Genomic DNA, 23,763 nt, shown 5'->3' with positions numbered 1-23,763 from the left:
AGGCCTACACGAGAATATTCATATTCTCTTGACCATAGCACTTCCCCCGAGCTCCGTGCAGGGGGAAGTGCTTTTTTGTATACTTAAGCGGTGTATGTACATTCTAAAAAATGAAATAAATAGGGTATTTGCTGAACCGGCCATTGAGTGCTATAGTGCTGTCAGTAGAGGATCAATTTTTCCGTGTAGGTGGTGACTCATGGACTCCCAGCTTGATATCAAAACGTTAGTGTATTTATTTATTTTTGGAAACCTATTTATATTGGTGCTGATAACCAATTACCGGAGGAGCGCTCCTAAAGACAGGGCATCCACCTTATTCATACGCTCTAAGGCGGTGCAGCTGCTCTTCTGGTGTTCATTATTATTATGGGGCCATATTCCCCGCGCTTTATCCATTCCACTTAGCAACGCTTTGATTCTTCTAGGCTGCTGTCTGGAGATTATTGCTTTACTGCTGATGATGGGCATCCTTGGGCAGCGGATAAAGTTGTATTACATAACGCTTTCCATACTTAGTTCGATTACTTTTAGTATTGTTGCCGTCTTCTTTCATCATTCCAGCTGGCGCATAGCCTGCACCTCACTATGGTCGATACTTTTTATTGTCTATCCAGCTTACCACCTCACGGTGAACCCCAAAGGCACCCCTCTTCAGAAGATACTCGGAATATTATTTTACGCTTTTGCAGGGATTATGCTGCTCCGCGCGATTGTTGCACTGATCTGGGAGCCAGAGATGAACGTGTTCACAACTAATCTTTCGCAGTATTTATATTACCTGGGGATGTATTTATTATTGATTGTGGGAGCCGCAGGCTTTATTCTACTTTCTAACGAGCATTCCTTTGTAAAACTGAAACGAATTGCTAGCTACGATGATCTGACTGGAATCCTTAACCGTGGAGCATTTCTTCAGGAAGCTGAGGTACGGCTTGAGAAGGCAGTTGCTGAGCAGGAGTACTTTTCGTTTATGCTGCTGGATTTGGATCATTTCAAAGAAATCAATGATACATACGGCCATGATACCGGTGATGTTGTTCTGGAAGAATTCGCATTGACGATTAAGGACAACCTCGAAAACAGCGATTTATTCGGCAGGCTTGGCGGCGAGGAATTTGCAGTTATACTTTGCGGGCTTGATGAAGCTAGCTGTGACCGGAAAGCTGAAGCGTTACGAGAGGCAGTAATGAAGACGTCCACACAAAAACTCTCACAAGGATATACAGTTAGTATAGGTGTAATTACGATCATGCCGGATCAGGAGATCTGGATAAATAAGCTGTACAAGCTGAGCGATAAAGCGTTATACCAAGCCAAACAAGAAGGAAGAAACCGAGTGGTCAGATACAATTATATTTATTGAGCTTAGAGAATACAGGGGGTGAAATTCACTAACATGCATCTGGATCTCAAGACACTGCTGGTCTGCCTCTTTATGTGGCAATCATTCACGGTATTGCTTATTGTTGTCTATCGTTTGCGTTACGCGCAGGAACGGACTTCTACCTTGTTTGTCACGGCAAAATATTTGCAGCTGGCAGCTTTAATTCTCCTTTTGCTGAACGATTTCACAGACTCGCGACTTCCCATTCCAATCAGTATGCTGCTTGCTTTAGCTGGAGGTACGCTGGAAAGCTTAGCGCTTCTGATGCTTCTCAGGGTTTTTGGGAGTTGGGTTGAACGATATTATACGATCCTGTTCGGAGTGTCCATTGTCGTTGTAGTCCTACTGCATTTAATTATGCCAGATGAGCGGTTCGTTATGGCTGCAACTTGTCTATTTGGGATTATGATCATAGCTTTACCTGCTTACATATTAGCTGTGAAGATTAGAGAGACCTCTCTCCAGCAAACCATGGGATTGTTGTACGGTGTTGTGATTTTAACGCTGGTTGGCAAGGGACTTGAACCGTTTTATTCGATGTTAGGACTGAATGCACTGACCTCTCACTGGCTGCAGATATTTTTTTATCTGGGGATTTATTTGCTTATGTTTTTAGGAACTGCGGGAATCATGCTGCTATATAGAGAGGATTCCTTTACAGAATTGGAGCGGGTGGCCACTTATGATGTGCTGACAGGTATTTTGAATCGCAGATCCTTTGTTCAGCGTGTCCGACCTTTAATAGCTGCCTCAGCGATGAAGAAGCTGCCATATTCTTTTTTACTGCTGGATGTTGATCACTTTAAACGTATAAACGATACCTACGGCCACAATACCGGCGACCACGTTCTGAAGGATCTGGCTCATAAAATATAACAGCAGCTTGGCAATGGCGATCTGTTCGGAAGATTCGGCGGTGAGGAGTTCACTGTGCTGCTGCATAGAGCCGATGAACAAAACAGTGATATGATTGCAGAGCGGATGCGCACAGCGGTTACAGGGGCGATCATTCATGGTGTACCTCTGCCTTACACAATAAGTATTGGAGTCATCACGGTGGATTCAGGTGAACGATACTCATTGAGCACTCTTTACAAACTTAGTGACATTGCATTGTATCAGGCTAAGAAAAAGGGCCGGAACTGTGTAGTTAGAAGCTACGACAACTAAAGTGTCTTCCTTTCGACATTATACGAGGGAGACGCTTTTTTTGTATGCAAAGAGGATTAGTACATAATACCTAACGTTTACAACTTCTATTAATAGAGCAATTCATGATTATGTATGTCGTGAAAAAAGGGGGGTTAGTCTGTTTTTTAGAAAAAGCGGCGGTTTATAAGGGGAAATTGTAATAGAATTCTGAGGAACTAGAAAAAAACTTAAAAAAATTTAGACTTCCCCTATAAATCGACAAAACTTTTAAGTGAAATGAGTTACTATTGAACTGCATCTAAAGTTTCAGTTGGTAGATGGGGGTTTTTATTACAAAATACAAGGAGCCAGAGTCATGCGAGAAAGAATGCTGTTCCTATCAGCCCAGAATCAAAGCGCAGAGGATCTAGAAGGAGAAATGAGAACAGGGAGTATTCTCGAGATTTTGCTTGGGAAATTTGATATAGATTTGCTGACGTACGGAAGTGCCAACCAAACCGTGTCTATAAATGAGCGGACGGCACTTACGGTTCATAACATTAACGAAGATTATACGACCTGGAGGCCAATGTTGCGCCCCTTACATAAACTGCGGAATTTCTCAAATTTAAGTCATATAGATAAAGATATGAAAAACACTATTTTGGAGCTTTGCCGTTCCAATAATTATAAGCATGTATTTATATCGCATGTCCTATTGGGAAAATGTATTGATATGGTGAGGAACTTGCTTCCAGAAGCCAGTGTGATCACAGATACCTATAGTTTTGCAAACGGAAGCGGAGGATCTTCCGGAGAGACAGGGAAGTTAAGCAGGAAGAATCCATATAATAAACTCAATGCTGCATGGGATCGTAGGAATAAACGGCGATTAATGAATAAAACGGGTCTGCTTTTAGCAACCTCGGAATGGGATGCACTAGCGTTCAAATCTCTATCATTTGCAGATGCCCGTAAGGTTCATGTTGTCCCCCATTTCATCAAGATGAATGAGTATGAGACTTTTGCAGAGCCTGTGACTAAAGAAAATTCAATTGTGCTGCACTGGAATATGAATATGAGACTGGGAATAGATGCAGCCCGAGTATTCTTTAAAAAAACCTATCCCATGATTAAGGAGCAAGTGCCAGATATCAAAAGTTATATTATCAGCTCAGAGGTTCACCCGGAGGTCATGACTTTGATTAAGGAAGATGAATCGGTCATAGTCACTGGACCCGTAAATTCCTCTACTGAATACATACGACGGTCTAAAGCTGTTCTGGTGCCTATCCTTGAAGGCTGCGAAGTTTCTAGAAATATACTGGAATCCTGGGCGCTTAAAACGCCGGTGGTTACTAGCTCTATCATGTGTGAGAAGCTGAATTGTGAGCATAACCGAAATATTTTGCTGGCTAATACCTCGGTTGAGGTTGTTGGAAGTGTATTGAATTTACTGAAAAATCCTGAGCTTGGCGCTATTATTGCGGATCGTGCGCATGAGACTTTATTAAAGAATTATGAAATGAATCATGTTAAGAGTAAGATTCTTAGTCTTGTATAGAAGGTTGTCTGACAAGATGCTTGCTGCTCTGGACAACAAATAACCCGCGAGGACCATTAAAAGTCCTACGCGGGTTATTTGTTGACAGGATTTTAGAGCAAGTTGCGGCGCAGTTCTTCTGGTGATTTCGGAGACAACATCCCAAGTGGAATATCGAAAACAGTACGCGCTCCGCTTTGACCTTCTTGACTCATACGCTGAGCAGCTCTGGCATAAGCCACAAGCACACTAGCTGTAAATTCAGGATTGCTCTCCAGCTTCAGGCCGAATTCAACGATTTGTTTCGTGCCTTCTCCTGTTACACCACTGCGAATAACAAACCCGCCGTGCGGAATACCGCTATGCTGAGCTGCTAGTTCTTCTTCAGTGATGAAAGTAACCGTAGTATCATAATCTGCAAAATAGTTCGGCATATTCACGATTTCTTCGCGAATGCGCTCTTGATCTGCACCTGCCTCAGCTACTACAAAACACTCTCTAAGATGTTTTTCACGAGTAGTAAGTTCTGGTGTTTCACCCGCACGGATAGCCTCGATAACCTCTTGTACTGGAACCGTATATTGTACGCCACCTTTAACGCCTTCTACTCTGCGAATGGCATCGGAGTGACCTTGGCTGACGCCTTTACCCCAGAAAGTATATTCTTTACCTTGTGGAAGAATAGCTTCAGCTAGCAGACGGTTCATGGAGAACAGGCCTGGATCCCAGCCCGTAGAAATTACGCTGAGTGTTCCGCCTTGTTTAGCTGCGGCATCAACGGTCGCAAAGAACTCAGGGATTTTGGCATGAGTGTCAAAGCTGTCCACGGTATTAAACATCCGGGCAATAGCTGGTGTCTGTTCTGGCAGGTCGGTAGCCGATCCTCCGCACAGAATCATAACATCCACTTTTCCCTTATATTGTTCGACGGCAGAGATATGCTCGAATTTCACACCGGTTTCACCGGCTTCCAGTTGTCCAGGCTCTCTGCGCGTAAAGATCGCAACCAGCTCGATATCTTCACTTTGGTTAATAGCCTTACGTACACCTTTTCCTAAATTACCGTAGCCCACAATTGCTGCTTGAATTTTTTGTTTCAGAAAAAGCCCTCCTAAACTGTAATGAACTAAAATCCTATTTCTAGCTTAACTAGTATAGTGCACACTTTTAGCTCTTTTTATATAGTATATAAAAGTTACATGTAATGTAAACTGAATCCGTATAACTTTCATTATTCATTTGGCTATAAAAATAGCATATCTCTCTATTGTCTATCATATATTTCCATATAGATTAGATGAGGTGAGGTGTTACTGTTGAATAACGGAAGAATGACATTCCGATTTGACGTGAATAAGGACGAGCCTAAGCCAAAACCGCAGGTAGTGGAGCGCTGGTCCAGTGGCGGACTGGGCACAGCTGAAGAATATGCAGAGGAGTTGCGCAAGGAGGTCGGTCCAGCACAGCAGCATACTTGGGTGCATGAACCTAATTTACGCTCTACGCGTGAGGCACCACCGGAGGATGCTTACGACTACTACTCAGGAACTGTAGATCCACGCCAGCAAGAATGGGACGAACAGGATAGAGATTTCAGAAATACGCAGCAATCGTATCTGCTTTCAGATTTGGTACTGGATGACAGAGATAAATCAGCAGAGGTTTACACGGGAGGTTATGGGGGCTCATACCATACTCGTCGCCCATCGTATTGGTGGAAATTATCCCTGTCTGTGGTGGGGGCGATCGGCACGGGTCTACTATTAGGATATGCGGCACTTTCCTTTTTTTATGGAGGAAACATGGACAGTAGTTCAGGAACCGGGATAACAGATACGTTGGCTACTTCAGGGCAGACTTCCGGAGCTAATGATCCAGCAGGTGTAGGAACCTCGGGATTGCCGGTTACGGGCACAGATGATGCCGGCAAAAACAGTATTCCTGTTCAAGTGGCTGCGCAAAGCTACTACCTGCTGCAGTATGGCGTATTCAGTACGCCGGCAGGCGCGGAACAAGCTAGACAAGAGCTGTTGGACGCTGGCTTGGCTGCGGGCTTGGACCCTGCTGACGGAAATCGTGTATATGCCGGAATGTCCTCTGACCGTGAACAAGCTAAGCTACTCAGCAGTGGTCTGAAGAATCAAGGGATTGAGCTTTATGTAAGAGAGGTGGAGCTTCCCGGAGTGGAACGATTAGGATTTGCCGGAAATGCGGAGGCTGTGAATAGTTATTTTGCGGTGAGTGGACAGCTGCTCAGTGAACTAAGCAGTCAATCCGCTTCTTTACTCAGTGGCGGACAAACGGATGCGGCAGCTAATACCTCAGCTGTGAGTGATCTTCATCTCCAATGGAGTGAAGCTGTTAAAGCTCTGGAGCAAGGCATAACGCCTGAAGCCAAAAGCATTTGCGCAGCGCTAGAGAAATCTATGAGCCAAGGAATTTCAGCACTGAGTGAATATAACAAGAACAAGGCGCAAGCCCTGCTTTGGGAAGTGCAGGAATCCATGCTGAGCTTCTTGACCAGTCAAAAACAGCTGCTGTCTGCTATGAATTGAATGCTTGGATTGCGGATTCAAAATAACAGCAAGTCTCCGGGGAATTGGGGGCTTGTTGTTTTTTTCGGAGAGGGGTATCGTTCCGCAACTTTTAGGGCAAAAGGTGGTAAACATTACCGTAGGGGATTTTACGTTTGTATTGATCACCGTTTCACCGTATAATAATTAGGGTGTCAAAAAATGGCGAGGGAAGACTGAGATGAAGAAGAAAAATGTAGGAACACTGCTGTTATTTCTAATTCTAGGCTGGCTGGCTGGAGCCTGGATCGCCAAGCTGCTGCAGCCCGTAAAGGCTCTGTCTTTTCTAACAACATCGACTGTGCTCAAATGGTCTCCGCGAGCCGATTTAGACATCATAACCTATGACATCACTATTCATTTGAAATTGTGCATGCTTAGTCTCGCCGGTATTATTACAGCTGTATGGCTGTACCGCAGACTGTAACTCTCGTTACTGAGCAAGAAGGGACGTTTACAACGTGGACAACTCACCACTCATTATTCTAGCCTCAGGTTCACCGCGTCGACGTGAGCTGTTATCCTTACTGGGTTTGCCCTTTGAGGTCATTACCAGCGAAGCTGATGAGAGCACACCGCCGGATTGGACGCCGGAGAGAATCGTGCGCAGTCTAGCTTTGCGAAAAGCAGAAGCCGTAGTAGCTGCGGCCGGAGAGCGTAACGCAGTCATTATAGGAAGCGACACAATTGTTGTATTAGATAATACTGTGCTAGGCAAACCGGTGGACAAGCTGGACAGCAAAGCGATGCTTACCAGACTTCAGGGCCGAACTCATAAGGTATACACGGGTGTAGCCTGCCTCGGACTCCCGAATGGGAAGACTATAGTGGAGCACCGTGTTACTTCCGTAACGATGAGGGCAATGACTGAAGAGGAAATTGCTGCTTATATTGCTACGGGAGAGCCTGCTGATAAGGCTGGCTCATATGCGATACAAGGGCTTGGGTCCATTTTGGTGGAACGAATTGAAGGCTGTTATTTCAATGTAGTCGGATTGCCTTTGTCGCTTCTTGGCGAAATGCTATCCGAGTTCGGTATAACTGTATTGAGCCGGTAGGAAGCCTGGGGAAAGAGGGATAGGGATGGAGTCGCAACCAATTATGCTGCGGGACCTCCCCCATGAAGAACGACCTAGAGAGCGCATGATGCATTATGGGGCGGAATCATTAAGTCAAGCGGAGTTGTTAGCCATTCTGCTGCGTACGGGAACACGCCGCGAGTCGGCTATTCATATTGCACAGCAGATGCTGGGGAAGATCGGTGGCCTGCGTGGGCTAGTTGACCTTAGCATCGAAGAACTGACCAAAATCAACGGTATCGGTCCTGCCAAGGCCGTACAACTAAAAGCAGGCATCGAACTGGGAAGGCGCCTTGCGAATTCCAGGTTCAATATGCCGGTCATTATCCGCTGTCCTGGGGACGCTGCAGAGATTCTGACTGAGCAATTGCGTTATTTGCAAAAGGAGCATTTTGTCTGTCTGTTTCTGAACACGAAGAATCATGTGATTGGACAAGAAACATTGTCCATGGGCAGCCTGAATGCTTCGATCGTTCATCCTCGTGAGGTATTCAGAGCAGCTATAAAATGCAGTAGCGCCTCTATTATATGCGCGCACAATCATCCTAGTGGTGATCCAACACCTAGTCCAGAAGATATTTCCCTAACCGCTAGATTGCTTCAGGCAGGTGAGATTATCGGAATAGATGTGCTGGACCATCTAATTATCGGAGATAGCAGTTTCGTAAGCTTGAAAGAAAAAGGACATATGTAATATAAATGTAGATTTACTTAGGAAAAGGAGAAATTAGCATGTTGGGTGGTTTCACAAAAGATTTAGGAATTGACTTGGGGACAGCGAATACGCTTGTCTACGTACGCGGTAAGGGCGTTGTTGTAAGAGAGCCTTCCGTTGTAGCCATTAACACTGATACTAAGACGATTGAAGCCGTGGGTGAATCCGCCAAAAAAATGATCGGTCGTACTCCTGGAAATATCCGTGCGATCCGCCCGATGAAAGATGGCGTTATCGCTGATTTTGATACAACGGCTACGATGATTAAATATTTTATTCGTCAAGCACAGAAACAGCGTTCTATGTTCCAGCGTCACCCTAATGTAATGGTCTGCGTGCCATCTGGTATTACTGCTGTAGAGCAACGTGCGGTAGAAGATGCTACCAAACAAGCTGGCGCTCGAGAAGCTTACATTATCGAAGAGCCTTTTGCTGCTGCTATCGGTGCGGATCTGCCAGTATGGGAGCCTACAGGTAGTATGGTTGTAGATATCGGTGGAGGTACAACTGAAGTTGCCGTAATCTCGCTCGGCGGTATTGTTACTAGCCGTTCAGTGCGTGTTGCAGGTGATGAAGCGGATGAGTCCATCATTCAATACATCAAACGTCAATACAATCTGATGATCGGTGAACGTACTTCGGAGCAGCTCAAAATGGATGTTGGCTCTGCCCTTCCTCTTGAAAAGGCTGAAACCATGGAAATTCGCGGCCGTGATCTCGTAACAGGTCTGCCAAAAACACTTACAATTACTTCTGATGAAATCTGTGAAGCTTTGTCTGACACAGTGAATGCTATTATTGAAGCGGTTAAAGTAACATTGGAAAAATGTCCGCCAGAGCTTGCAGCAGATATTATGGATCGTGGAATTGTTTTGACAGGTGGGGGAGCTTTGCTTCGCAACTTGGATAAGCTGCTTGCACGTGAGACGGGAATGCCGGTTATTGTTGCTGAGAATCCACTGGACTGTGTAGCTATTGGAACCGGTAAGGCACTTGAGAACATTCATTTGTTCAAGAGCCGCAGCGGATCCAGTCTTCGTTCGAAGAGATAAGATGATGTTCTACCACTTGTGTAAGTCAACCCCTGTTATGGGAGAAATACTGTTGTTAGAGGGTGTTGAAACTGTTTAAACTCTTAAGCAATAAACGTCTGTTTATTCTGTTGATTACACTGGTGCTGTTCATTGTGGTAATGGGCTTCAGCTTGGCAACAAGGAAAGGCTTGTCCTGGCCGGAGAACTTTCTCAGAGATTCGACTGGTTTCGTGCAAAAAATGTTCTACAAGCCCGCTGGATATGTAGCGGGCTTGTTTGAAGATATTGGAAATCTGAGTGATCTTGCTAAAGAAAATGAACAGCTTAAAATTATGGCTGCCCAGTATGCACGTGATAAAGCCCAGTATAATTTCGTCAAGGCGCGGAATGACGAGTTGGAGAGAAATTGGAATTTCACTGAAGAACAGAAAAATTTGTATAAATATGAATATCGTATTGCACAGGTAATTAGCCAGACAACAGAGCCAAGCAATAGTACGATTGTTATCGATTTGGGCTCCAAAGATGGGGTTAGACCTAATATGTCCGTGATTTCAGTGGATGGTCTAGTTGGTGTTATCAGTAAGGTGAGCAATTTCACCTCCACGGTGAAGCTGATGACAATGATGGACACCAATGATCCTAATTCCCAGCCGCCTATTGCGGCAACTGCCTTAAATAAAGAGGGTAAATCCTTTGGGATGATTGAGAGTTATAATCCAGAGACGAACAGACTGCTGATGACTAAGATTCCTCCGGGTGATCCTATTGCAGCGAAGGATACTATTCTGTCTTCCGGTATTGGAGGATTGTATCCAAGGGGATTGACAATAGGCACAGTTGAAAGCGTCGATGTTGGTGAATTTGGATTAACCTCCACAGCAGTGATTAAGCCTTCAGCAGAATTTCAGGACTGGAAGCAGTTGATTGTTGTGTTTACGGAGGAGCGTGCTGAATAGTGAATATGCGCAGATCAGTTCTTGTTCTGTTACTGTTCCTCTTATTTATTGTGGAGGGGACCATTTTACCTTGGCTGATTCCAGATGTTTGGCAGATGCGAATCATTCCGAATCTGGTTTTTGTAGTGTTATTGTTCGTGACTATATATCATCATCGGCATACAGCACTTATATTGGGATTGTGTTTTGGAATGCTGCATGATGTCGTTTTTTACGGCAGAATTCTTGGAGCACACTCTTTTGCGATGGGATTGTCGGCTTATTTAATCGGCCTTTTATTTCAGATTCCACGTGCTCCGCTACCCCTTATGATGACTGTGGTTCTGCTTGGAAGTCTACTTGAGGATAGTATACTATTTGGTATCTATAGTGTATTTAATCTTAATCAAGAACCTTATAGCTGGGCGATTTTGAATCACATGCTGCCGACGATGCTTTTCCATTTTGCCATCGGGCTACTCTTCTACATACCGGTTCGGCGCCAGCTTGAGCTAATCAAGAAAGAAACGAATAAAGAAGAAGCGGCTTAAATAGCTTCTATTTTCTTTCTATACAAAGCAGGAATTTAAGGGGCCCGGCACGAATGAATGAGGATAGGGGGCCAGGCATATGACAGTAAAATCCAAGCATGTAAGGATTAAGGGCATCAAGGATGGCCTGATATTCCTGCTAGACGACAAATGTCCCTTTGAAGATCTTCTGAGCGAGCTTCGCTATAAGCTGGAGCACAGCCATCAAAATATTTTAACTGGACCGATTGTACATGTGGACATAAAGCTGGGCAATCGTACCGTAACTGAGGAAGACAAGGAAGCTGTGCTGGAGATTCTTAAGGGACAGGGAAATCTGTTGATTCGATCTATAGAGGCGCTTCCAGCGCCCGGCAGTGAGGATAATGACGCATTGTTTTTGATGAGTGGAATTCTACGTTCCGGTCAGGTGCTGCACCATAACGGAAATCTTCTATATCTGGGGGATGTGAACCCGGGGGGGACCATAACCTGTTCAGGCGATATTTATATACTAGGTTCGCTAAGAGGGATGGCGCATGCTGGAGTAGACGGGAATGAGGAAGCAATTATAGCTGCTTCTTTAATGTCTCCAACGCAGTTGCGAATTGCCGATATTATTAGTCGTCCGCCCGATGAATGGGAAACCCGTGAAAGCAGTATGGAATTTGCATATTTAACAAACGGAGCTATGCAGATCGATAAGATTCATAATTTGGTCAAATTACGTCAGGATTTAAATGTGTTTAAAGGGGTGTAGCCTCCATGGGAGAAGCGATAGTCGTAACCTCGGGCAAAGGCGGAGTTGGCAAAACAACCACAACAGCCAACATTGGAACCGCACTTGCACTGCAGGGCAAAAAAGTATGTCTCGTCGATACCGACATTGGACTGCGTAATCTGGATGTAGTTATGGGGCTTGAGAATCGTATTATTTATGATCTTGTGGATGTAGCGGAAGGACGTTGCCGCCTTAATCAAGCGCTCGTTAAAGACAAGCGCTTTGATGAATTGTATATGCTGCCTGCAGCTCAAACAAAGGATAAAACGGCTGTCTCTCCTGAACAAGTAAGAGATATCATTCTTGAACTAAAGAAGGAATATGAGTATGTTCTGATCGATTGTCCAGCAGGAATCGAGCACGGCTTCCGCAATGCGATTGCCGGTGCGGATAAAGCGATTGTGGTTACCACACCAGAGCATGCCGCTGTGCGGGATGCCGATCGTATTATCGGACTATTAGAACAGTCGAGTGTGGAATCGCCGAAATTGGTGGTAAACCGTATTCGCCCAGGTCTTGTGAAGTCTGGGGATATGCTTGATATTGAAGATATATTACAGGTGCTGAACATTGATCTTATCGGAATTGTTCCGGATGATGAACTAGTCATTAAAGCCGCAAATAACGGAGAACCTACAGTTATGAATCCCGATTCGTCAGCAGCTATTGCCTATCGCAATATTGCACGCCGAATTTTAGGGGATGCTGTACCCCTGATGCAGCTTGACCGCAAACCGGGAGCATTTAAGAAGCTTAAGAAATTTTTCGGCATGGCTTAATTTTTACTAAGCAATCCTATTATAAGAAGCATACACGGGTCCCACGAGTAGAGAAATCTATGGTGGGGCTTATTTTTTTGAATAAATATGAATGTATGGCATTTCCGGGATTTAAATGGTCTGTCTTGGAGGGGCTTGTTCTAAAGAGACTTCCGTGCTTCATAAAATGGAAGTAAAACAAGCCCGTCCGGAGGGATAAATATGGATCAGAAATCAGATATCAAGAATCGCCGCAAGGAGCGTATTCGTAGTTTATTGGAGGAACTCCCGGAAGTCTCAGCAATCTCAGGAGTTTCGGAAGTCCAAGAACTAGAAATAGCGGAGGCTCCCCCTTTATTTATTATGCCGGATAAGAGTACGAGCTTTAAGGAATGGGGAACAGGATTTAAGAATGCGGATCAATCCTCTGTAGAGCCCGATCCAGAGGTGATGTGGAAAAAGAGTCGTGGAGGCTGGGAGGATGACGGTGGTGGAGGCTCGAATTTTACTGCCGGTTTTATTCGGCGCTTTGTTGCTAGTGTTCTTGTGTTTGGAGCAGTGTGGGGGGTCTTTGCGGTACATCAGCCATGGTCGTATAAGATGCAAGCTTTTATTAGTGATGCGTTAAGCAATGGCATGGATTTCACGGCTGTGAGAGTTTGGTATGAGGAGAACTTTAACGGAGCTCCAGCGTTCATTCCGATGTTTGGAGATAAAGATGAGCCTGCTCAAAAAGTGGCCGCTCATCATCAACTCACTGCCCCGATAGCTGGGAGCGTTGTCCAGCCTTTTGCATCTACGCTAAAAGGGGTGGAAATTATGCCTCAAATCGATTCAACCTTAAATGTGACGGTGAAAAGTATAGACATGGGACGTATTCTCTCCATCTCTAAAGAGCTGGAAGGGGGCATTCGAATTGCTGTTCAGCATTCAGGCGGTGTCACTGCAGAATACGGACATTTGAGCGGCACCAAGCTGGAGGTTGATGACTGGGTGCAGAGCGGGGATTCACTCGGTTGGATGATGGAGAAGGACGTATCCTCAGCTTCAACACTATTTTTCGCAGTGATGAAAGACAAGACTTATATTGATCCTACAGAAGTGGTATCGTTTGATTAGGATCTTTGGTATCGAACTGTCACTACATCCACTGTTCGTGATCATTATGTTATTCTCCGTGGTCACGGGACAATTTCTAGAGCTGCTCACCTTATTTACGATTGTCTTCATTCATGAGATGGGACATGTCGTTGCGGCTCTTTTGGCTGGTGTTACAGTTAAGTCGGTTCAGCTTCTTCCGTTTGGCGGAGTGGCTGTTATTGAAGATCATGGGCGGCTTACAGCCAGTCGTGAGATCGGAATAGCCCTTGCAGGTCCACTGCAAAATGGAATTATGATTGTAATTGCTTTGGGACTTCAACAAGCCGGTTATGGCAATCAGGAATTTCTGACCTATTTTATTCATGCCAATGCCATGATTGGACTTTTTAATCTAGTGCCAGTGCTGCCGCTTGACGGAGGTAAAGTGCTTCAGGCCACTATTAGTTTAGTGCTTCCTTATTACTACACTTTGTTATGGACTGGACGGGTGAGTGTAGCCGCAAGTGTCCTTGTGATTATATATGCGGTGCTGCCTCTTGGAGCAGGTGGAGGCCTTAGGCTGAATATGGTCATGATCGGAGCTTTTTTGCTGTATTCGAATTTTACCGACCATCGTAATTTACCGTACCGGTTTGTTGCTTTTTTGATGAATCGGGAGGCTGTTTATGAGTATCATTTGCGAACAGGAAGCGTAGCTCGTCCAATAGTTGCATTATCTGCGAAACCTTTAGATGATATATTGCGTCTATTTAAACGTAATCAATATCATTTTATCTATGTGTTAAACGGTAAAGGAAATGTTGTTGCTGTTGTGCCGGAACAGCGCTTAATATCAACCTACTTCGGAATATAGTGTATTTATGCAGAGAATGTGAAGGAATGAACGAACGAAACCAGAGGTGAAGCCATGAAACAGATGATCGTTCACTGCACGCAGCACATTACCCGAATGGCTCTTCTGGAAAACGGAAGGCTGGTGGAGTACGCGGCTGAACGCGATCAGCAGCAAGGGTTGGTCGGCAGTTATTACAAAGGCCGTGTGATTAACGTACTTCCAGGTATGCAGGCTGCTTTTGTTGATATCGGACAGAAGAAGAATGCTTTTTTATATGTTGATGATGTATTGCATCCTAATTTGGATAAACAGCCTGATGTGAAGCCCTCTATCGAGACGCTTTTGCAGCCGGGACAGGATATTGTTGTTCAAGTCCGGAAAGAGCCAAGCGGCGGAAAAGGCGCGCGTGTAACGACTCATTATACGTTGCCCGGGCGCTGGATGGTGTACATGCCCTTTGCAGAATACGTCGGTGTCTCCAAAAAAATAAGCCGGGAGGCAGAGCGCAGCCGTCTCAAAGGAATCGGAGAACGTCTGCGAATGAAAGAAGAAGGGCTTATCATGCGGACGGTTTCTCAGGACGAGCCACATGAAGCTGTGGAGGGCGATCTTTCCTTTCTGCGTGCCCAATGGGAGAATATTACACGTAAAGCACAAACGGTAGAGGCTCCGGCTTTACTACATCGTGATCTTAGTATTGTCCAACGCTTTATAAGAGATGCCTTTAATCCGCAACGGGATCAGTTGATTATTGATTCATCTGCCGCAGCTAGAGAAGCAACAGCCTTTCTGGACGACATGGCTCCTGAAGGGTACAAGCCAGTCTGTCTTTATAATGGAGCGGAGTCTATTTTCGCTGCTTATGGTATTCAGGATCAATTGCTTAAGAGCTTCAGCCGCAAAATCACGCTGGAGGGTGGAGCAACAATGATCTGGGATGAGACAGAGGCGTTAACCGTAATTGATGTCAACACCGCTCAATACATTGGCGGAGCATCGCTTGAAGAAACGGTTACCAATACGAATTTGCTCGCAGCTGAGGAGATCGGTCGTTTGATCCGGTTACGCGATACTGGTGGAATCATTATTGTCGATTTTATTGATATGGAACAAGAGCTTCACCGCAAGATGGTCACAGAGCGATTAGAGAAAGTGATCTGCAAGGATCGCACCAAAACACATATTTTGGGGTGGACAAGACTCGGGCTGCTCGAGATGACCAGAAAGAAGGCAAGGCATGATTCAGCCAGCTTTGCACCTGTGATTTGCCAGTGTTGCGGGGGAACCGGAAAAGTTGGAGAATGGCTGGAATGAGTTGACGATAAGTCATAAGTATGATACTATCTTCAAGTATGTGTTTGATGCAGTTGATCCTGCACATGCTGTAACCGCTCCGATCGGGTACATAAGTGCAGTTCCTACGGGAATTCTGCCACCTAGACTAGGCGAGTCTGAGACATGAGGAGGTGCAAGTAAAATGTATGCAATTATCGAAACTGGTGGTAAACAATACAAAGTCCAAGAGGGCGACGTTTTGTTCATTGAAAAGTTGGAAGCTGAAGACGGCGCAAGTGTAACTTTTGACCGTGTATTGGCTGTTTCTAACGATGGTGGTCTGACTGCAGGAACTCCGCTAGTAAGCGGCGCGTCTGTAACAGCTAAAGTCGAGAAACATGGTAAAGGCGCTAAGGTTGTAGTTTACAAATACAAACCTAAGAAGAACTACCATAAGAAACAAGGTCATCGTCAACCGTACACGAAAGTAACTATCGAGAAGATTCAAGCGTAAGAAGGTGCGTTAATGATTAGCGTGCGGATTACACGATTATCGGATCTAGGAACTATCGTTGGCTTTGAGGTTAAGGGGCATGCGGGTTATGCGAAGCGTGGCGAAGATATCGTATGTGCCGGGGTATCCGCTGTAACAGTTGGAACCGTCAATTCGATTGAGACCTTGACCGGAATCTCCATGGACACGTCCATGAAGAACGGATTCTTAAGTGGAACATTAAGTTCTGTTGAAGATTTCGATACTTCCGCGAAGGTACAATTGCTGCTTGAATCCATGGTCGTGATGCTGAATGATATCGCAGAATCATACGGGAAGTATATTCAAATACAGCAAGTAAATATTTAAAGAAGGAGGTTGACAACATGTTGAAATTGAATCTTCAATTGTTCGCATCGAAAAAAGGTGTAGGTTCCACAAAAAACGGACGGGATTCCCATTCCAAACGTCTTGGCGTGAAACGTGCTGACGGTCAAGCAGTAACCGGCGGTAACATCTTGGTTCGTCAACGCGGAACAAAAATTCACCCAGGAACTAACGTAGGCATCGGTAAAGATGATACTTTGTTCGCAATGGTGGATGGCGTAGTGAAGTTCGAACGTTGGGGCCGCGATCGTAAAAAAGTGAGCGTGTACCCAGTTGATGTCGCTCCGGTAGCAGCGGCACTGGAAGCGTAAGCTTACGGACCATATGAGCAAGTAGAAGCCTCCGGCATGAGTGCCGGAGGCTTTTTTGTAGAATATTCATAATTATTTGTGTTGCAAAGTTGGAAGGGTTAGATAGATGTGAAAATCTCGTTATTATCTCTGGTGAACTACAGTGAACGCGTGTGTTATACTAGGAAATGGTAAATGATACTAACAAAACAAATAATCTAAACGAAGTCATGAATTTTGCGAACTGAGGGACGGGGAGAAAGAATGAAATCCTGGAAAAGTGCAATCTGGGCAGTCATGTTATCCGTAATGCTTCCTTTAGGTCTTTTGTATTGGCATACTTCTCTTCTGACGTGTCTATTACTCGGAATCTGGGTAGTGGCAATCGTTGCTTTCAGTTTTATCTGGAGCCAGCGTCATTATGAACGGGAGCTGCGTATACAAGAGAACACTCTGCAACAGGCGGCGATTCGGACACTGAATCATCATCGACATGATTGGATGAACGATTTGCAGATTCTATACGGATATATTCAGCTTGGAAAGCCTAATAAATCCGTGGAGTGTGTGGAAAGAATAAAGGAACGCATAGCACTTGATAGTCGTATCGCTAAGTTGGGCATTCCTTCATTGGTTTTCTATATCCAATCCTTCCGAACTAACAGGTCTAGTCTGGAATTGGAAGTTCAGGTGGAGGAAGGGTTGCAGCTAGAGGACAAGCTAAATCCAGAAGCAGGAGATGAGCTGACTTCAGTGATTATGCAGACCATACGGGCTTATCAGTACAACGGGCTGGCTCCTCAGGGGGAGACGCGCAAGCTGCGCCTTGGCTTTTTTCAGGATGGAGGAGACATTCTTATCTCCTTCGAAGGCGAGGGGGAGCATGGCAATCCCGAGCTGCTCAAAGGGCAAATTTATAATATAGTACAAGGAAAAATCATGAAAGCAGAGCAGTTTAAGCCTAGCAGGGCTTATGTAGAGCTGCGATTACCGCTTGAAATGTGAGGAAGGTGAACATTTATGTTCGTAGATAAAGCTAAGATTTATGTTAAAGGCGGTGACGGCGGGGATGGTCTCGTTGCGTTTCGCCGGGAGAAATATGTACCGGAGGGTGGTCCTGCCGGTGGTGACGGAGGCCGTGGAGGCGACGTTATTTTCCGTGTAGATGAGGGACTGCGCACGTTGATGGATTTCCGTTATCAGCGCCACTTCAAAGCTGACAAAGGGATTAAAGGACGGAACAAAAGCCAACATGGAGCGAATGCGGATCATATGATCGTTCGTATTCCGCCAGGAACCATTCTGATTGACGATGATACGCAAGAGATCATTGCCGATATGACGCGTCATGGACAACAGGTTGTAGTTGCACGTGGAGGCCGTGGAGGCCGGGGTAACACCCGTTTTGCCACAGCTAATAATACTGCACCAGAGCTTGCGGAGAACGGTGAAGAAGGCCAAGAGCGTTATGTGGTTATGGAACTTAAGGTAATGGCTGATGTAGGGCTTGTAGGCTTCCCGAGTGTGGGTAAATCTACGTTGCTGTCGGTTGTGTCCGCAGCTCAGCCCAAAATCGGAGCTTACCATTTCACAACAATTACACCGAATTTAGGGGTAGTGGATGTTGGGGATGGCCGAAGCTTTGTGATGGCGGATCTGCCAGGATTAATCGAGGGAGCTAGTGAAGGCATAGGTCTGGGTCACGAATTCCTGCGTCACGTTGAACGTACGCGTATCATCATTCATGTAGTTGATATGTCTGGCTCTGAGGGCCGTGATCCCTTCGAGGATTGGGTTCTAATTAATGATGAGCTGAAGCAGTACAATGCAAGTCTAATCGATCGTCCGCAGATTGTGGCGGCGAATAAGATGGATATGCCTGAATCAGAAGAGAATCTTATTTCTTTCCGTGAACGCGTAGCTGAGGTGCGGCCGGATTTAGAAATCATGCCAATTTCATCCCTTACCCGTCAGGGTGTTCAGGAGCTCTTATATCGTGCAACGGATATTCTCGACAGTATTCCGGTTGCTCCGGTGGTTGAGGAAGTTGCTGAAACTACTGAACGTAAGGTGTATAAGCTGGAAGCAGAAGAAGATAATTCGTTTACTATTACACGTGATAACGAGGCATTTGTGGTCACAAGCCCACGTATCGAACGTATGCTGAAGCGCATGCAGCTTAGCACACATGATGCGATTCTCAAGCTGGCACGGACTTTGCGTCATATGGGTGTAGATGCAGAGCTTCGTAAACGCGGTGCTGTAGAAGGAACAATTGTCCGTATCGCTGATTTCGAATTCGAATTCGTTGAGAACAGCAGCTACTATTAATATTTAGCTGACTATGAAGCGCCAACTATGGTTTTCCTGTAAAGGGATGGCATAGTTGGCGCTTTTTTTGTGAGGAGATCAGTAATTTTTTTCAATAAAAGAACCCAAAACACGATATATATCGTATACAATAAATATCGAAATACACTAATTCCCATTTGGGAGCATACACGTTATTTATATATAAGATAATGAAAGAAGGAATAGCAGATGGCAATTATAGAAGTGGTGAAGTATGACGGTCCTCCAGGTATATTTGCATGGAAATATCCTAACCAGGAGCTGGGAACATGGACACAACTAATCGTTAATGAATCCCAGGAAGCGATTCTATTCAAGGGCGGACAAGCGCTTGATTCCTTTACAGCTGGGCGGCACACCCTTAGCACCGCTAATATACCTATTTTATCCAATATCGTTAATCTTCCTTTTGGTGGAAAATCACCATTTACGGCTGAAGTATGGTATGTGAATAAGACGAATTCGATGAATGTCAAATGGGGAACAAGCTCGCCTTTACAGCTTCAGGATCCTAAATACAAAATCATGATTTCTGTTCGCTCTTTTGGGCAGTTTGGTGTAAAAATCGATGATCCGCGAAAATTCTTGCTGAAGCTCGTAGGGACACTCCCGCAGTTTGATCATGAAACGCTTATCAGTTATTTCCGCGGACTGCTGATGTCGAATATAAATGAACTTATTTCTTCTTACCTTGTGCACAAGCAAATCAGCATACTGGAGATTAATGCTTATGTTGCAGAGATCTCCAAACATATTCAGGGCCGACTAGCCTCGGCTTTCTTGGATAATGGCATTGAGCTGAATAATTTCTATATTGATTCGATCAATATTCCAGAGGATGATCCGGCAACGATTCGTTTGAAGGAAGCTTTGGCTAAAAAAGCAGAAATGGATATCATCGGATTCACCTATCAGCAGGAGCGTGGTTTTGACACGATGGAAGAAGCGGCAGGTAATCCCGGCAATCTTGGAGTGGGCATGATGAACACCGGGATGGGGCTTGGACTTGGAATGGGATTTGCTGGACCGGCTATGGATATGGTGAACCGTATGACTAGAGGGATGAATTTGGATTCAGGGACTACAGTTATACGTCAAGAGCAGCGTTCCTGCTCTAAGTGTGGAGTTATGAATCCAGTAGAGGGACGGTTCTGCAGCGGTTGTGGGCAGGCGCTTGGAGGCAACCCGCAAGGTTCTCCGTCTGCGAACAAGATCAAATGTTTTGAATGTGGGCATGAACTAAATGCGGGAGCTAAGTTCTGTCCAGGTTGCGGAAATCCTTATCGTGCTTGCCCATCCTGTAAAGCAGATAATCCTGAGGGAGCGGCTTCTTGTGTCTCCTGTGGAAAAGAAATGCCTAAAGCTTGCGGTAAATGTGGGACTATGGTAGCGCCAGGGGTGAAATTCTGTCCTCATTGTGGAGACAGCATGGTGATTAAATGCAGCGGCTGTGGACATGAGCTGAAAGCTGGACAAAAATTCTGTGCAGAGTGCGGAACAAAAGCAGGCTAAGGAGGACCTAATGAACAAAAGCAGGAGATATATATACATTATTACCGTCATTTATGCGGTAGCTATAGTACTGACAGTGTTCTCGTTTATTGGATTAGGTTTCTCCGACTCACTGTTTCGGTTCATAATTTCTTTATCCGCGGTTCTGCTAGCAGAGAGTGTAATCTATGGCTATTGTATTTTTTGGCTCCGAACTGCAAGTAGCATTCAGCAGACTCCGCCTGTTCTTATCAGCGGTGCAATCATTACGGGAATCTATGCAGCGATCGTATTTGTATCGGCCTTATTATTCGATTGGCTGCTGGAGTTACTCGCCTTGTGGTACGCAGCCGAACAACTGCTGATTCTTGTGTTAGGGGCGATCACTTTGGCCGCGATAGGGCTTTACGGGTGGAATGCCGGGGCAGGGGAACAGCAAGCCCAAAAGTCTTTACAAAAGTTTCGGCGGTATCAGAACGAATTAACTGAAATGAGTGAGCTGGCTAGTAGCTGGAAGAATTCCGAATCTGGGCAGCTAGTGAACGTGCTAGATATGTTGGAGGAAAAATTTAAGTACAGTGATCCGATATCAGAACCGTCTTTATATGCTACAGAGGATATTCTGCAGCAGCAGATTTCCTTGTTACATGATCACGTGAAGCTACTGCTGGCGACCCAAGAGCCACATGAGGGCTGGCAGGTAGAAATAAATGAGATGTCAGAGAGCATAAAGTCTACACTTCAGCGGCGTAACCGTGAATTAGCGGCACTTAAATAGGAGGAGTTTACTACATGAACAGTTTGAACCTACAAGAGCCGTCACCGCTCCCGAGAGGAAATGCAGCCGTTCCCCGGCTTAAATACGAACGTACCGGGTTTGATTATGTTATTCTCGCGGCGGCTTATCTGCTGATGCCCGTTGGACTTGTGCTTGCCTTGTTACGTTTGATGACAACGCATTACAAAAATTACCGCAGACCGACTAACCTCAACCTGCTGATGCATGTATTTATTGGTGGGTTTGTTGAACTTTCTATTGCCATGTTTTCTAGTGCGCTCAATGGGGAATTTGGAACTTCTGAATTAGTATCAACGCTTATTTTAATTGCAATCATGTTTTTGACTCCAGCTTTTATACTGGCCAGTGTGACAGCGAAAGCTAAATATACCCTTTCTAAGCTTAACACTTCTTATATAGAGCTGATTCAAAATAAGAATATCCGGCATATTGGCAGTATATCTGAACGAATAGGCCAAAGTGAAAGTGATGTACGAAGAGATGTCCAGTATCTGAAGGATAAAGGACTGCTTGATATTGATATCTCGTTATCCGAAGGGCGCCAGACGCCAGAGTCATCAGCAGCTAATCAAGGTTACCCTGGAAGTACTTCGGGCTTCGAAGGAACGGGGAGAACCCAAGCATCGGGGCAGCAGATACCTGCGCAGCCTCAGTCTCCACCGCAACTGCCTAAGTCTATCCGTTGTCCGGGGTGCGGAGCCCAGAATACTGTGCTCCCAAGCCAATCTAAAAGCTGTGATTACTGTGGAACGAAGATCCCGTACAATTAATGCCGTCAACCAATAGATTAGCTGCATCGCATATAGGATTACATAAATAAGGGGATTAAAGACAAAATGAGTGGATTGGATATACGCAGACAGCCGCCGACATCGGGAAAACCCGTGTACAAGCATGAATATGAGCGGACGGCGTTTGATTATACGACTATTGTGTTTGCGTATGTATTTGCTCCGGTTGGCTTTATATTGGCTGCCATTCGGTTATTATCTACACATTCCAAGAGACAGCGCAAAGCAAGCAATATTAACCTGTTTTATCATGCGTGTATGGGTGCCTTTGTAGAATTGGCGATCTATTTCATTATTAGCAAGCTACTCGGTCAAATCGATTATGTCGCACTCTTGATCAGGCTGGTGATTATCTACGCATTGTTTAGGATTCCCGCCATCAAATTATCCGTTAGAGCCGTAGGATGGAGAGAGGGATTCACCTATCTTTGCAATGACTATATCGCATTGGTTCTTGTGGACGGCATAAGGCATATCGGCAGCCTATCCGATATTCGCGGATTCAGTGAAGAGAACGTCCGCGAGGTTTTGGAATATTTAAAAGATCAGGGAGTACTTTCTCCAGATATTGTTTATTATGAAGGACGTGTAGATAACCCATTTGTAAAATTGCCGCCGAAGCTTATTTATTCTAAACGGGCACAAGCACTGGTGCGTGCGCCTGAGAATAACCTTCGCTATCGTAACAAGCGAGACCGGACAGTGTTTGATCGAATCATCATGGCGATTGCCTATTTGTTTGCTCCGCTTGGGTTTGTACTTGCGATGCTTCGTTTTGTAAGCACTCATTATAAGAATGAGCGGAAATCATTTAACTATAAATTGCTCTATCATGTATGTATGGGAGCTTTTATGGAACTTGCCGTCCTCTTCGCCGTGGGGACCTACAAAGGGGATTTTAAGTGGTTCACTTTATTGATCATTCTGGTGGTCCTCTACTTGATCTTTATAATTCCGGCGGACAGCTTTGCAGGGAGGGCTACCTTCGCAACAGAAAACTTTGATTTTCTGTGCAAGAAGTATCTCATGCTGATCATAGTGGATGATGTTAGACATATCGGTAATTTAGCTGATATCACGAAACAAAGTGAAGATGATGTACGTAGAGACCTACGGTATTTAGTGAGATGGGGGTTACTTGCTTCTGATCTTGTCTATTATGAAGGACGTGTTAAGCTCTTAGATAAACAACCGCCCAATCTTGTGCATCCTGACCGGGCACAGCCCTCCGCGGCATCAGAGAACCAGCCATCATCTGGGCGGCAGTCATTGCCGGAGAATAGGCCTAAACCACCTGTCCAACTGCCCAAATCCATCGTTTGTCCGAGTTGCGGTGCTAAGAGTAGAGTACTTCCAGGGCAGGATAAAATCTGTGACTATTGCGGGACGACGATTCCATACAGTTAGTGTACATACGATTGCCAACTGCCCCCGGGAATCCGGGGGTTTTATTGCGTCTAACTCCCCGACCTCAGAGTAT

General features: G+C 45.1%; 25 protein-coding genes, 1 pseudogene and 1 other annotated feature. Of the genes and pseudogenes, 25 read left to right on the top strand and 1 reads right to left on the bottom strand.

Annotated elements, in window-relative coordinates; translation table 11 throughout:
• The first annotated feature begins 199 nt into the window (after window positions 1-199).
• The 3 genes and pseudogenes from NSQ66_RS24095 (at window position 200) to NSQ66_RS24085 (ending at window position 4,082) form a co-directional block, all read left to right on the top strand.
• The gene (locus NSQ66_RS24095) at window positions 200-1,366 is read left to right on the top strand and encodes a GGDEF domain-containing protein (RefSeq protein ID WP_036685138.1); all 1,167 of its coding nucleotides are present in this window, start codon (window positions 200-202) and stop codon (window positions 1,364-1,366) included.
• A 33-nt stretch (window positions 1,367-1,399) separates the two neighbouring features.
• Window positions 1,400-2,557, top strand: a pseudogene (locus NSQ66_RS24090) (GGDEF domain-containing protein).
• A 337-nt stretch (window positions 2,558-2,894) separates the two neighbouring features.
• Window positions 2,895-4,082 (top strand): glycosyltransferase, encoded by a 1,188-nt coding sequence (locus NSQ66_RS24085; RefSeq protein WP_036685141.1) that lies wholly within the window; start codon window positions 2,895-2,897, stop codon window positions 4,080-4,082.
• A 92-nt stretch (window positions 4,083-4,174) separates the two neighbouring features.
• On the opposite strand, the gene NSQ66_RS24080 is transcribed toward NSQ66_RS24085, so the two are convergent.
• On the bottom strand, window positions 4,175-5,161 hold the full coding sequence (locus NSQ66_RS24080) for a diaminopimelate dehydrogenase (protein WP_038573038.1): 987 nt from the start codon (window positions 5,159-5,161) through the stop codon (window positions 4,175-4,177).
• Between the two features lie 216 nt (window positions 5,162-5,377).
• On the opposite strand from NSQ66_RS24080, the gene NSQ66_RS24075 reads away from it, so the two are divergent.
• From NSQ66_RS24075 to NSQ66_RS23970, 22 genes are all read left to right on the top strand, one after another.
• The gene (locus NSQ66_RS24075; protein WP_076142053.1) at window positions 5,378-6,616 is read left to right on the top strand and encodes an SPOR domain-containing protein; all 1,239 of its coding nucleotides are present in this window, start codon (window positions 5,378-5,380) and stop codon (window positions 6,614-6,616) included.
• Window positions 6,617-6,815: 199 nt separating this feature from the next.
• Window positions 6,816-7,061, top strand: a complete 246-nt coding sequence (locus NSQ66_RS24070; RefSeq protein WP_036685144.1) for a DUF4321 domain-containing protein — start codon at window positions 6,816-6,818, stop codon at window positions 7,059-7,061.
• A 34-nt stretch (window positions 7,062-7,095) separates the two neighbouring features.
• Complete coding sequence (locus tag NSQ66_RS24065; protein ID WP_036685146.1) at window positions 7,096-7,692, top strand: Maf family protein; 597 nt, start codon at window positions 7,096-7,098, stop codon at window positions 7,690-7,692.
• Window positions 7,693-7,717: 25 nt separating this feature from the next.
• Window positions 7,718-8,407 (top strand): DNA repair protein RadC, encoded by a 690-nt coding sequence (gene radC / locus NSQ66_RS24060; protein ID WP_036685147.1) that lies wholly within the window; start codon window positions 7,718-7,720, stop codon window positions 8,405-8,407.
• A 38-nt stretch (window positions 8,408-8,445) separates the two neighbouring features.
• Window positions 8,446-9,480 carry a rod shape-determining protein gene (locus NSQ66_RS24055; protein ID WP_036685150.1) on the top strand — a complete coding sequence of 345 codons (1,035 nt, stop codon included), beginning with the start codon at window positions 8,446-8,448 and terminating at the stop codon, window positions 9,478-9,480.
• Between the two features lie 62 nt (window positions 9,481-9,542).
• A complete protein-coding gene (gene mreC, locus NSQ66_RS24050; protein ID WP_036685152.1) occupies window positions 9,543-10,421 on the top strand; it encodes a rod shape-determining protein MreC in 879 nt (292 codons plus the stop codon).
• Window positions 10,421-10,951, top strand: coding sequence for a rod shape-determining protein MreD (mreD, locus tag NSQ66_RS24045; RefSeq protein WP_080742577.1), 531 nt, complete (start codon window positions 10,421-10,423; stop codon window positions 10,949-10,951). Before mreC ends, mreD begins: the two co-directional genes overlap by 1 nt.
• A gap of 79 nt (window positions 10,952-11,030) precedes the next feature.
• Window positions 11,031-11,690: a septum site-determining protein MinC gene (gene minC, locus NSQ66_RS24040; RefSeq protein WP_036685154.1), complete on the top strand. Its 660-nt coding sequence runs from the start codon at window positions 11,031-11,033 to the stop codon at window positions 11,688-11,690.
• A 5-nt stretch (window positions 11,691-11,695) separates the two neighbouring features.
• Entirely contained in the window at window positions 11,696-12,490 is a 795-nt protein-coding gene (gene minD, locus NSQ66_RS24035; RefSeq protein WP_036685156.1) for a septum site-determining protein MinD, read from the top strand.
• 201 nt (window positions 12,491-12,691) lie between these two features.
• Window positions 12,692-13,588 carry a M23 family metallopeptidase gene (locus tag NSQ66_RS24030; protein WP_339279437.1) on the top strand — a complete coding sequence of 299 codons (897 nt, stop codon included), beginning with the start codon at window positions 12,692-12,694 and terminating at the stop codon, window positions 13,586-13,588.
• Window positions 13,581-14,423, top strand: a complete 843-nt coding sequence (locus NSQ66_RS24025; RefSeq protein ID WP_339279435.1) for a M50 family metallopeptidase — start codon at window positions 13,581-13,583, stop codon at window positions 14,421-14,423. Before NSQ66_RS24030 ends, NSQ66_RS24025 begins: the two co-directional genes overlap by 8 nt.
• A 54-nt stretch (window positions 14,424-14,477) precedes the next feature.
• Entirely contained in the window at window positions 14,478-15,719 is a 1,242-nt protein-coding gene (locus NSQ66_RS24020) for an Rne/Rng family ribonuclease (protein ID WP_038573035.1), read from the top strand.
• Entirely contained in the window at window positions 15,700-15,867 is a 168-nt protein-coding gene (locus NSQ66_RS24015; RefSeq protein ID WP_155288184.1) for a hypothetical protein, read from the top strand. The genes NSQ66_RS24020 and NSQ66_RS24015 overlap by 20 nt, the downstream gene beginning before the upstream one ends.
• Window positions 15,782-15,868, top strand: a sequence feature (ribosomal protein L21 leader region). (Overlaps the previous gene by 86 nt.)
• Before the next feature lie 14 nt (window positions 15,869-15,882).
• Window positions 15,883-16,194 carry a 50S ribosomal protein L21 gene (gene rplU, locus NSQ66_RS24010; protein WP_036685166.1) on the top strand — a complete coding sequence of 104 codons (312 nt, stop codon included), beginning with the start codon at window positions 15,883-15,885 and terminating at the stop codon, window positions 16,192-16,194.
• A gap of 12 nt (window positions 16,195-16,206) precedes the next feature.
• Window positions 16,207-16,542, top strand: a complete 336-nt coding sequence (locus NSQ66_RS24005) for a ribosomal-processing cysteine protease Prp (RefSeq protein WP_036685168.1) — start codon at window positions 16,207-16,209, stop codon at window positions 16,540-16,542.
• A 17-nt stretch (window positions 16,543-16,559) separates the two neighbouring features.
• Window positions 16,560-16,871 (top strand): 50S ribosomal protein L27, encoded by a 312-nt coding sequence (rpmA, locus tag NSQ66_RS24000; RefSeq protein ID WP_036685171.1) that lies wholly within the window; start codon window positions 16,560-16,562, stop codon window positions 16,869-16,871.
• A 243-nt stretch (window positions 16,872-17,114) separates the two neighbouring features.
• The gene (locus tag NSQ66_RS23995) at window positions 17,115-17,855 is read left to right on the top strand and encodes a Spo0B domain-containing protein (protein WP_036685172.1); all 741 of its coding nucleotides are present in this window, start codon (window positions 17,115-17,117) and stop codon (window positions 17,853-17,855) included.
• Between the two features lie 15 nt (window positions 17,856-17,870).
• Entirely contained in the window at window positions 17,871-19,181 is a 1,311-nt protein-coding gene (obgE, locus tag NSQ66_RS23990) for a GTPase ObgE (RefSeq protein WP_036685174.1), read from the top strand.
• Between the two features lie 210 nt (window positions 19,182-19,391).
• Window positions 19,392-20,714, top strand: a complete 1,323-nt coding sequence (locus tag NSQ66_RS23985) for an SPFH domain-containing protein (protein WP_036685175.1) — start codon at window positions 19,392-19,394, stop codon at window positions 20,712-20,714.
• 10 nt (window positions 20,715-20,724) lie between these two features.
• The gene (locus tag NSQ66_RS23980; RefSeq protein WP_339279434.1) at window positions 20,725-21,471 is read left to right on the top strand and encodes a hypothetical protein; all 747 of its coding nucleotides are present in this window, start codon (window positions 20,725-20,727) and stop codon (window positions 21,469-21,471) included.
• A 14-nt stretch (window positions 21,472-21,485) separates the two neighbouring features.
• Entirely contained in the window at window positions 21,486-22,262 is a 777-nt protein-coding gene (locus tag NSQ66_RS23975; protein WP_036685179.1) for a hypothetical protein, read from the top strand.
• 66 nt (window positions 22,263-22,328) lie between these two features.
• Window positions 22,329-23,690 (top strand): hypothetical protein, encoded by a 1,362-nt coding sequence (locus NSQ66_RS23970; protein WP_076224592.1) that lies wholly within the window; start codon window positions 22,329-22,331, stop codon window positions 23,688-23,690.
• The last annotated feature ends 73 nt before the right edge of the window (window positions 23,691-23,763 follow it).

Source organism: Paenibacillus sp. FSL H3-0329 (assembly GCF_037963285.1).
Lineage (GTDB): Bacteria > Bacillota > Bacilli > Paenibacillales > Paenibacillaceae > Paenibacillus_AQ > Paenibacillus_AQ odorifer.
Note: the sequence above shows the minus strand (reverse complement) of the source record. Positions and strands in the feature narration are given on the sequence as shown.

Bases quoted from the DNA above. Each gene is read 5' to 3' on its own strand.
- NSQ66_RS24095 (WP_036685138.1), top strand. From the start codon at position 200: ATGGACTCCCAGCTTGATATCAAAACGTTAGTGTATTTATTTATTTTT.
- NSQ66_RS24085 (WP_036685141.1), top strand. From the start codon at position 2,895: ATGCGAGAAAGAATGCTGTTCCTATCAGCCCAGAATCAAAGCGCAGAG.
- NSQ66_RS24070 (WP_036685144.1), top strand. From the start codon at position 6,816: ATGAAGAAGAAAAATGTAGGAACACTGCTGTTATTTCTAATTCTAGGC.
- radC (WP_036685147.1), top strand. From the start codon at position 7,718: ATGGAGTCGCAACCAATTATGCTGCGGGACCTCCCCCATGAAGAACGA.
- NSQ66_RS24055 (WP_036685150.1), top strand. From the start codon at position 8,446: ATGTTGGGTGGTTTCACAAAAGATTTAGGAATTGACTTGGGGACAGCG.
- minC (WP_036685154.1), top strand. From the start codon at position 11,031: ATGACAGTAAAATCCAAGCATGTAAGGATTAAGGGCATCAAGGATGGC.
- minD (WP_036685156.1), top strand. From the start codon at position 11,696: ATGGGAGAAGCGATAGTCGTAACCTCGGGCAAAGGCGGAGTTGGCAAA.
- NSQ66_RS24030 (WP_339279437.1), top strand. From the start codon at position 12,692: ATGGATCAGAAATCAGATATCAAGAATCGCCGCAAGGAGCGTATTCGT.
- NSQ66_RS24020 (WP_038573035.1), top strand. From the start codon at position 14,478: ATGAAACAGATGATCGTTCACTGCACGCAGCACATTACCCGAATGGCT.
- rplU (WP_036685166.1), top strand. From the start codon at position 15,883: ATGTATGCAATTATCGAAACTGGTGGTAAACAATACAAAGTCCAAGAG.
- NSQ66_RS24005 (WP_036685168.1), top strand. From the start codon at position 16,207: ATGATTAGCGTGCGGATTACACGATTATCGGATCTAGGAACTATCGTT.
- rpmA (WP_036685171.1), top strand. From the start codon at position 16,560: ATGTTGAAATTGAATCTTCAATTGTTCGCATCGAAAAAAGGTGTAGGT.
- NSQ66_RS23995 (WP_036685172.1), top strand. From the start codon at position 17,115: ATGAAATCCTGGAAAAGTGCAATCTGGGCAGTCATGTTATCCGTAATG.
- obgE (WP_036685174.1), top strand. From the start codon at position 17,871: ATGTTCGTAGATAAAGCTAAGATTTATGTTAAAGGCGGTGACGGCGGG.
- NSQ66_RS23985 (WP_036685175.1), top strand. From the start codon at position 19,392: ATGGCAATTATAGAAGTGGTGAAGTATGACGGTCCTCCAGGTATATTT.
- NSQ66_RS23980 (WP_339279434.1), top strand. From the start codon at position 20,725: ATGAACAAAAGCAGGAGATATATATACATTATTACCGTCATTTATGCG.
- NSQ66_RS23975 (WP_036685179.1), top strand. From the start codon at position 21,486: ATGAACAGTTTGAACCTACAAGAGCCGTCACCGCTCCCGAGAGGAAAT.
- NSQ66_RS23970 (WP_076224592.1), top strand. From the start codon at position 22,329: ATGAGTGGATTGGATATACGCAGACAGCCGCCGACATCGGGAAAACCC.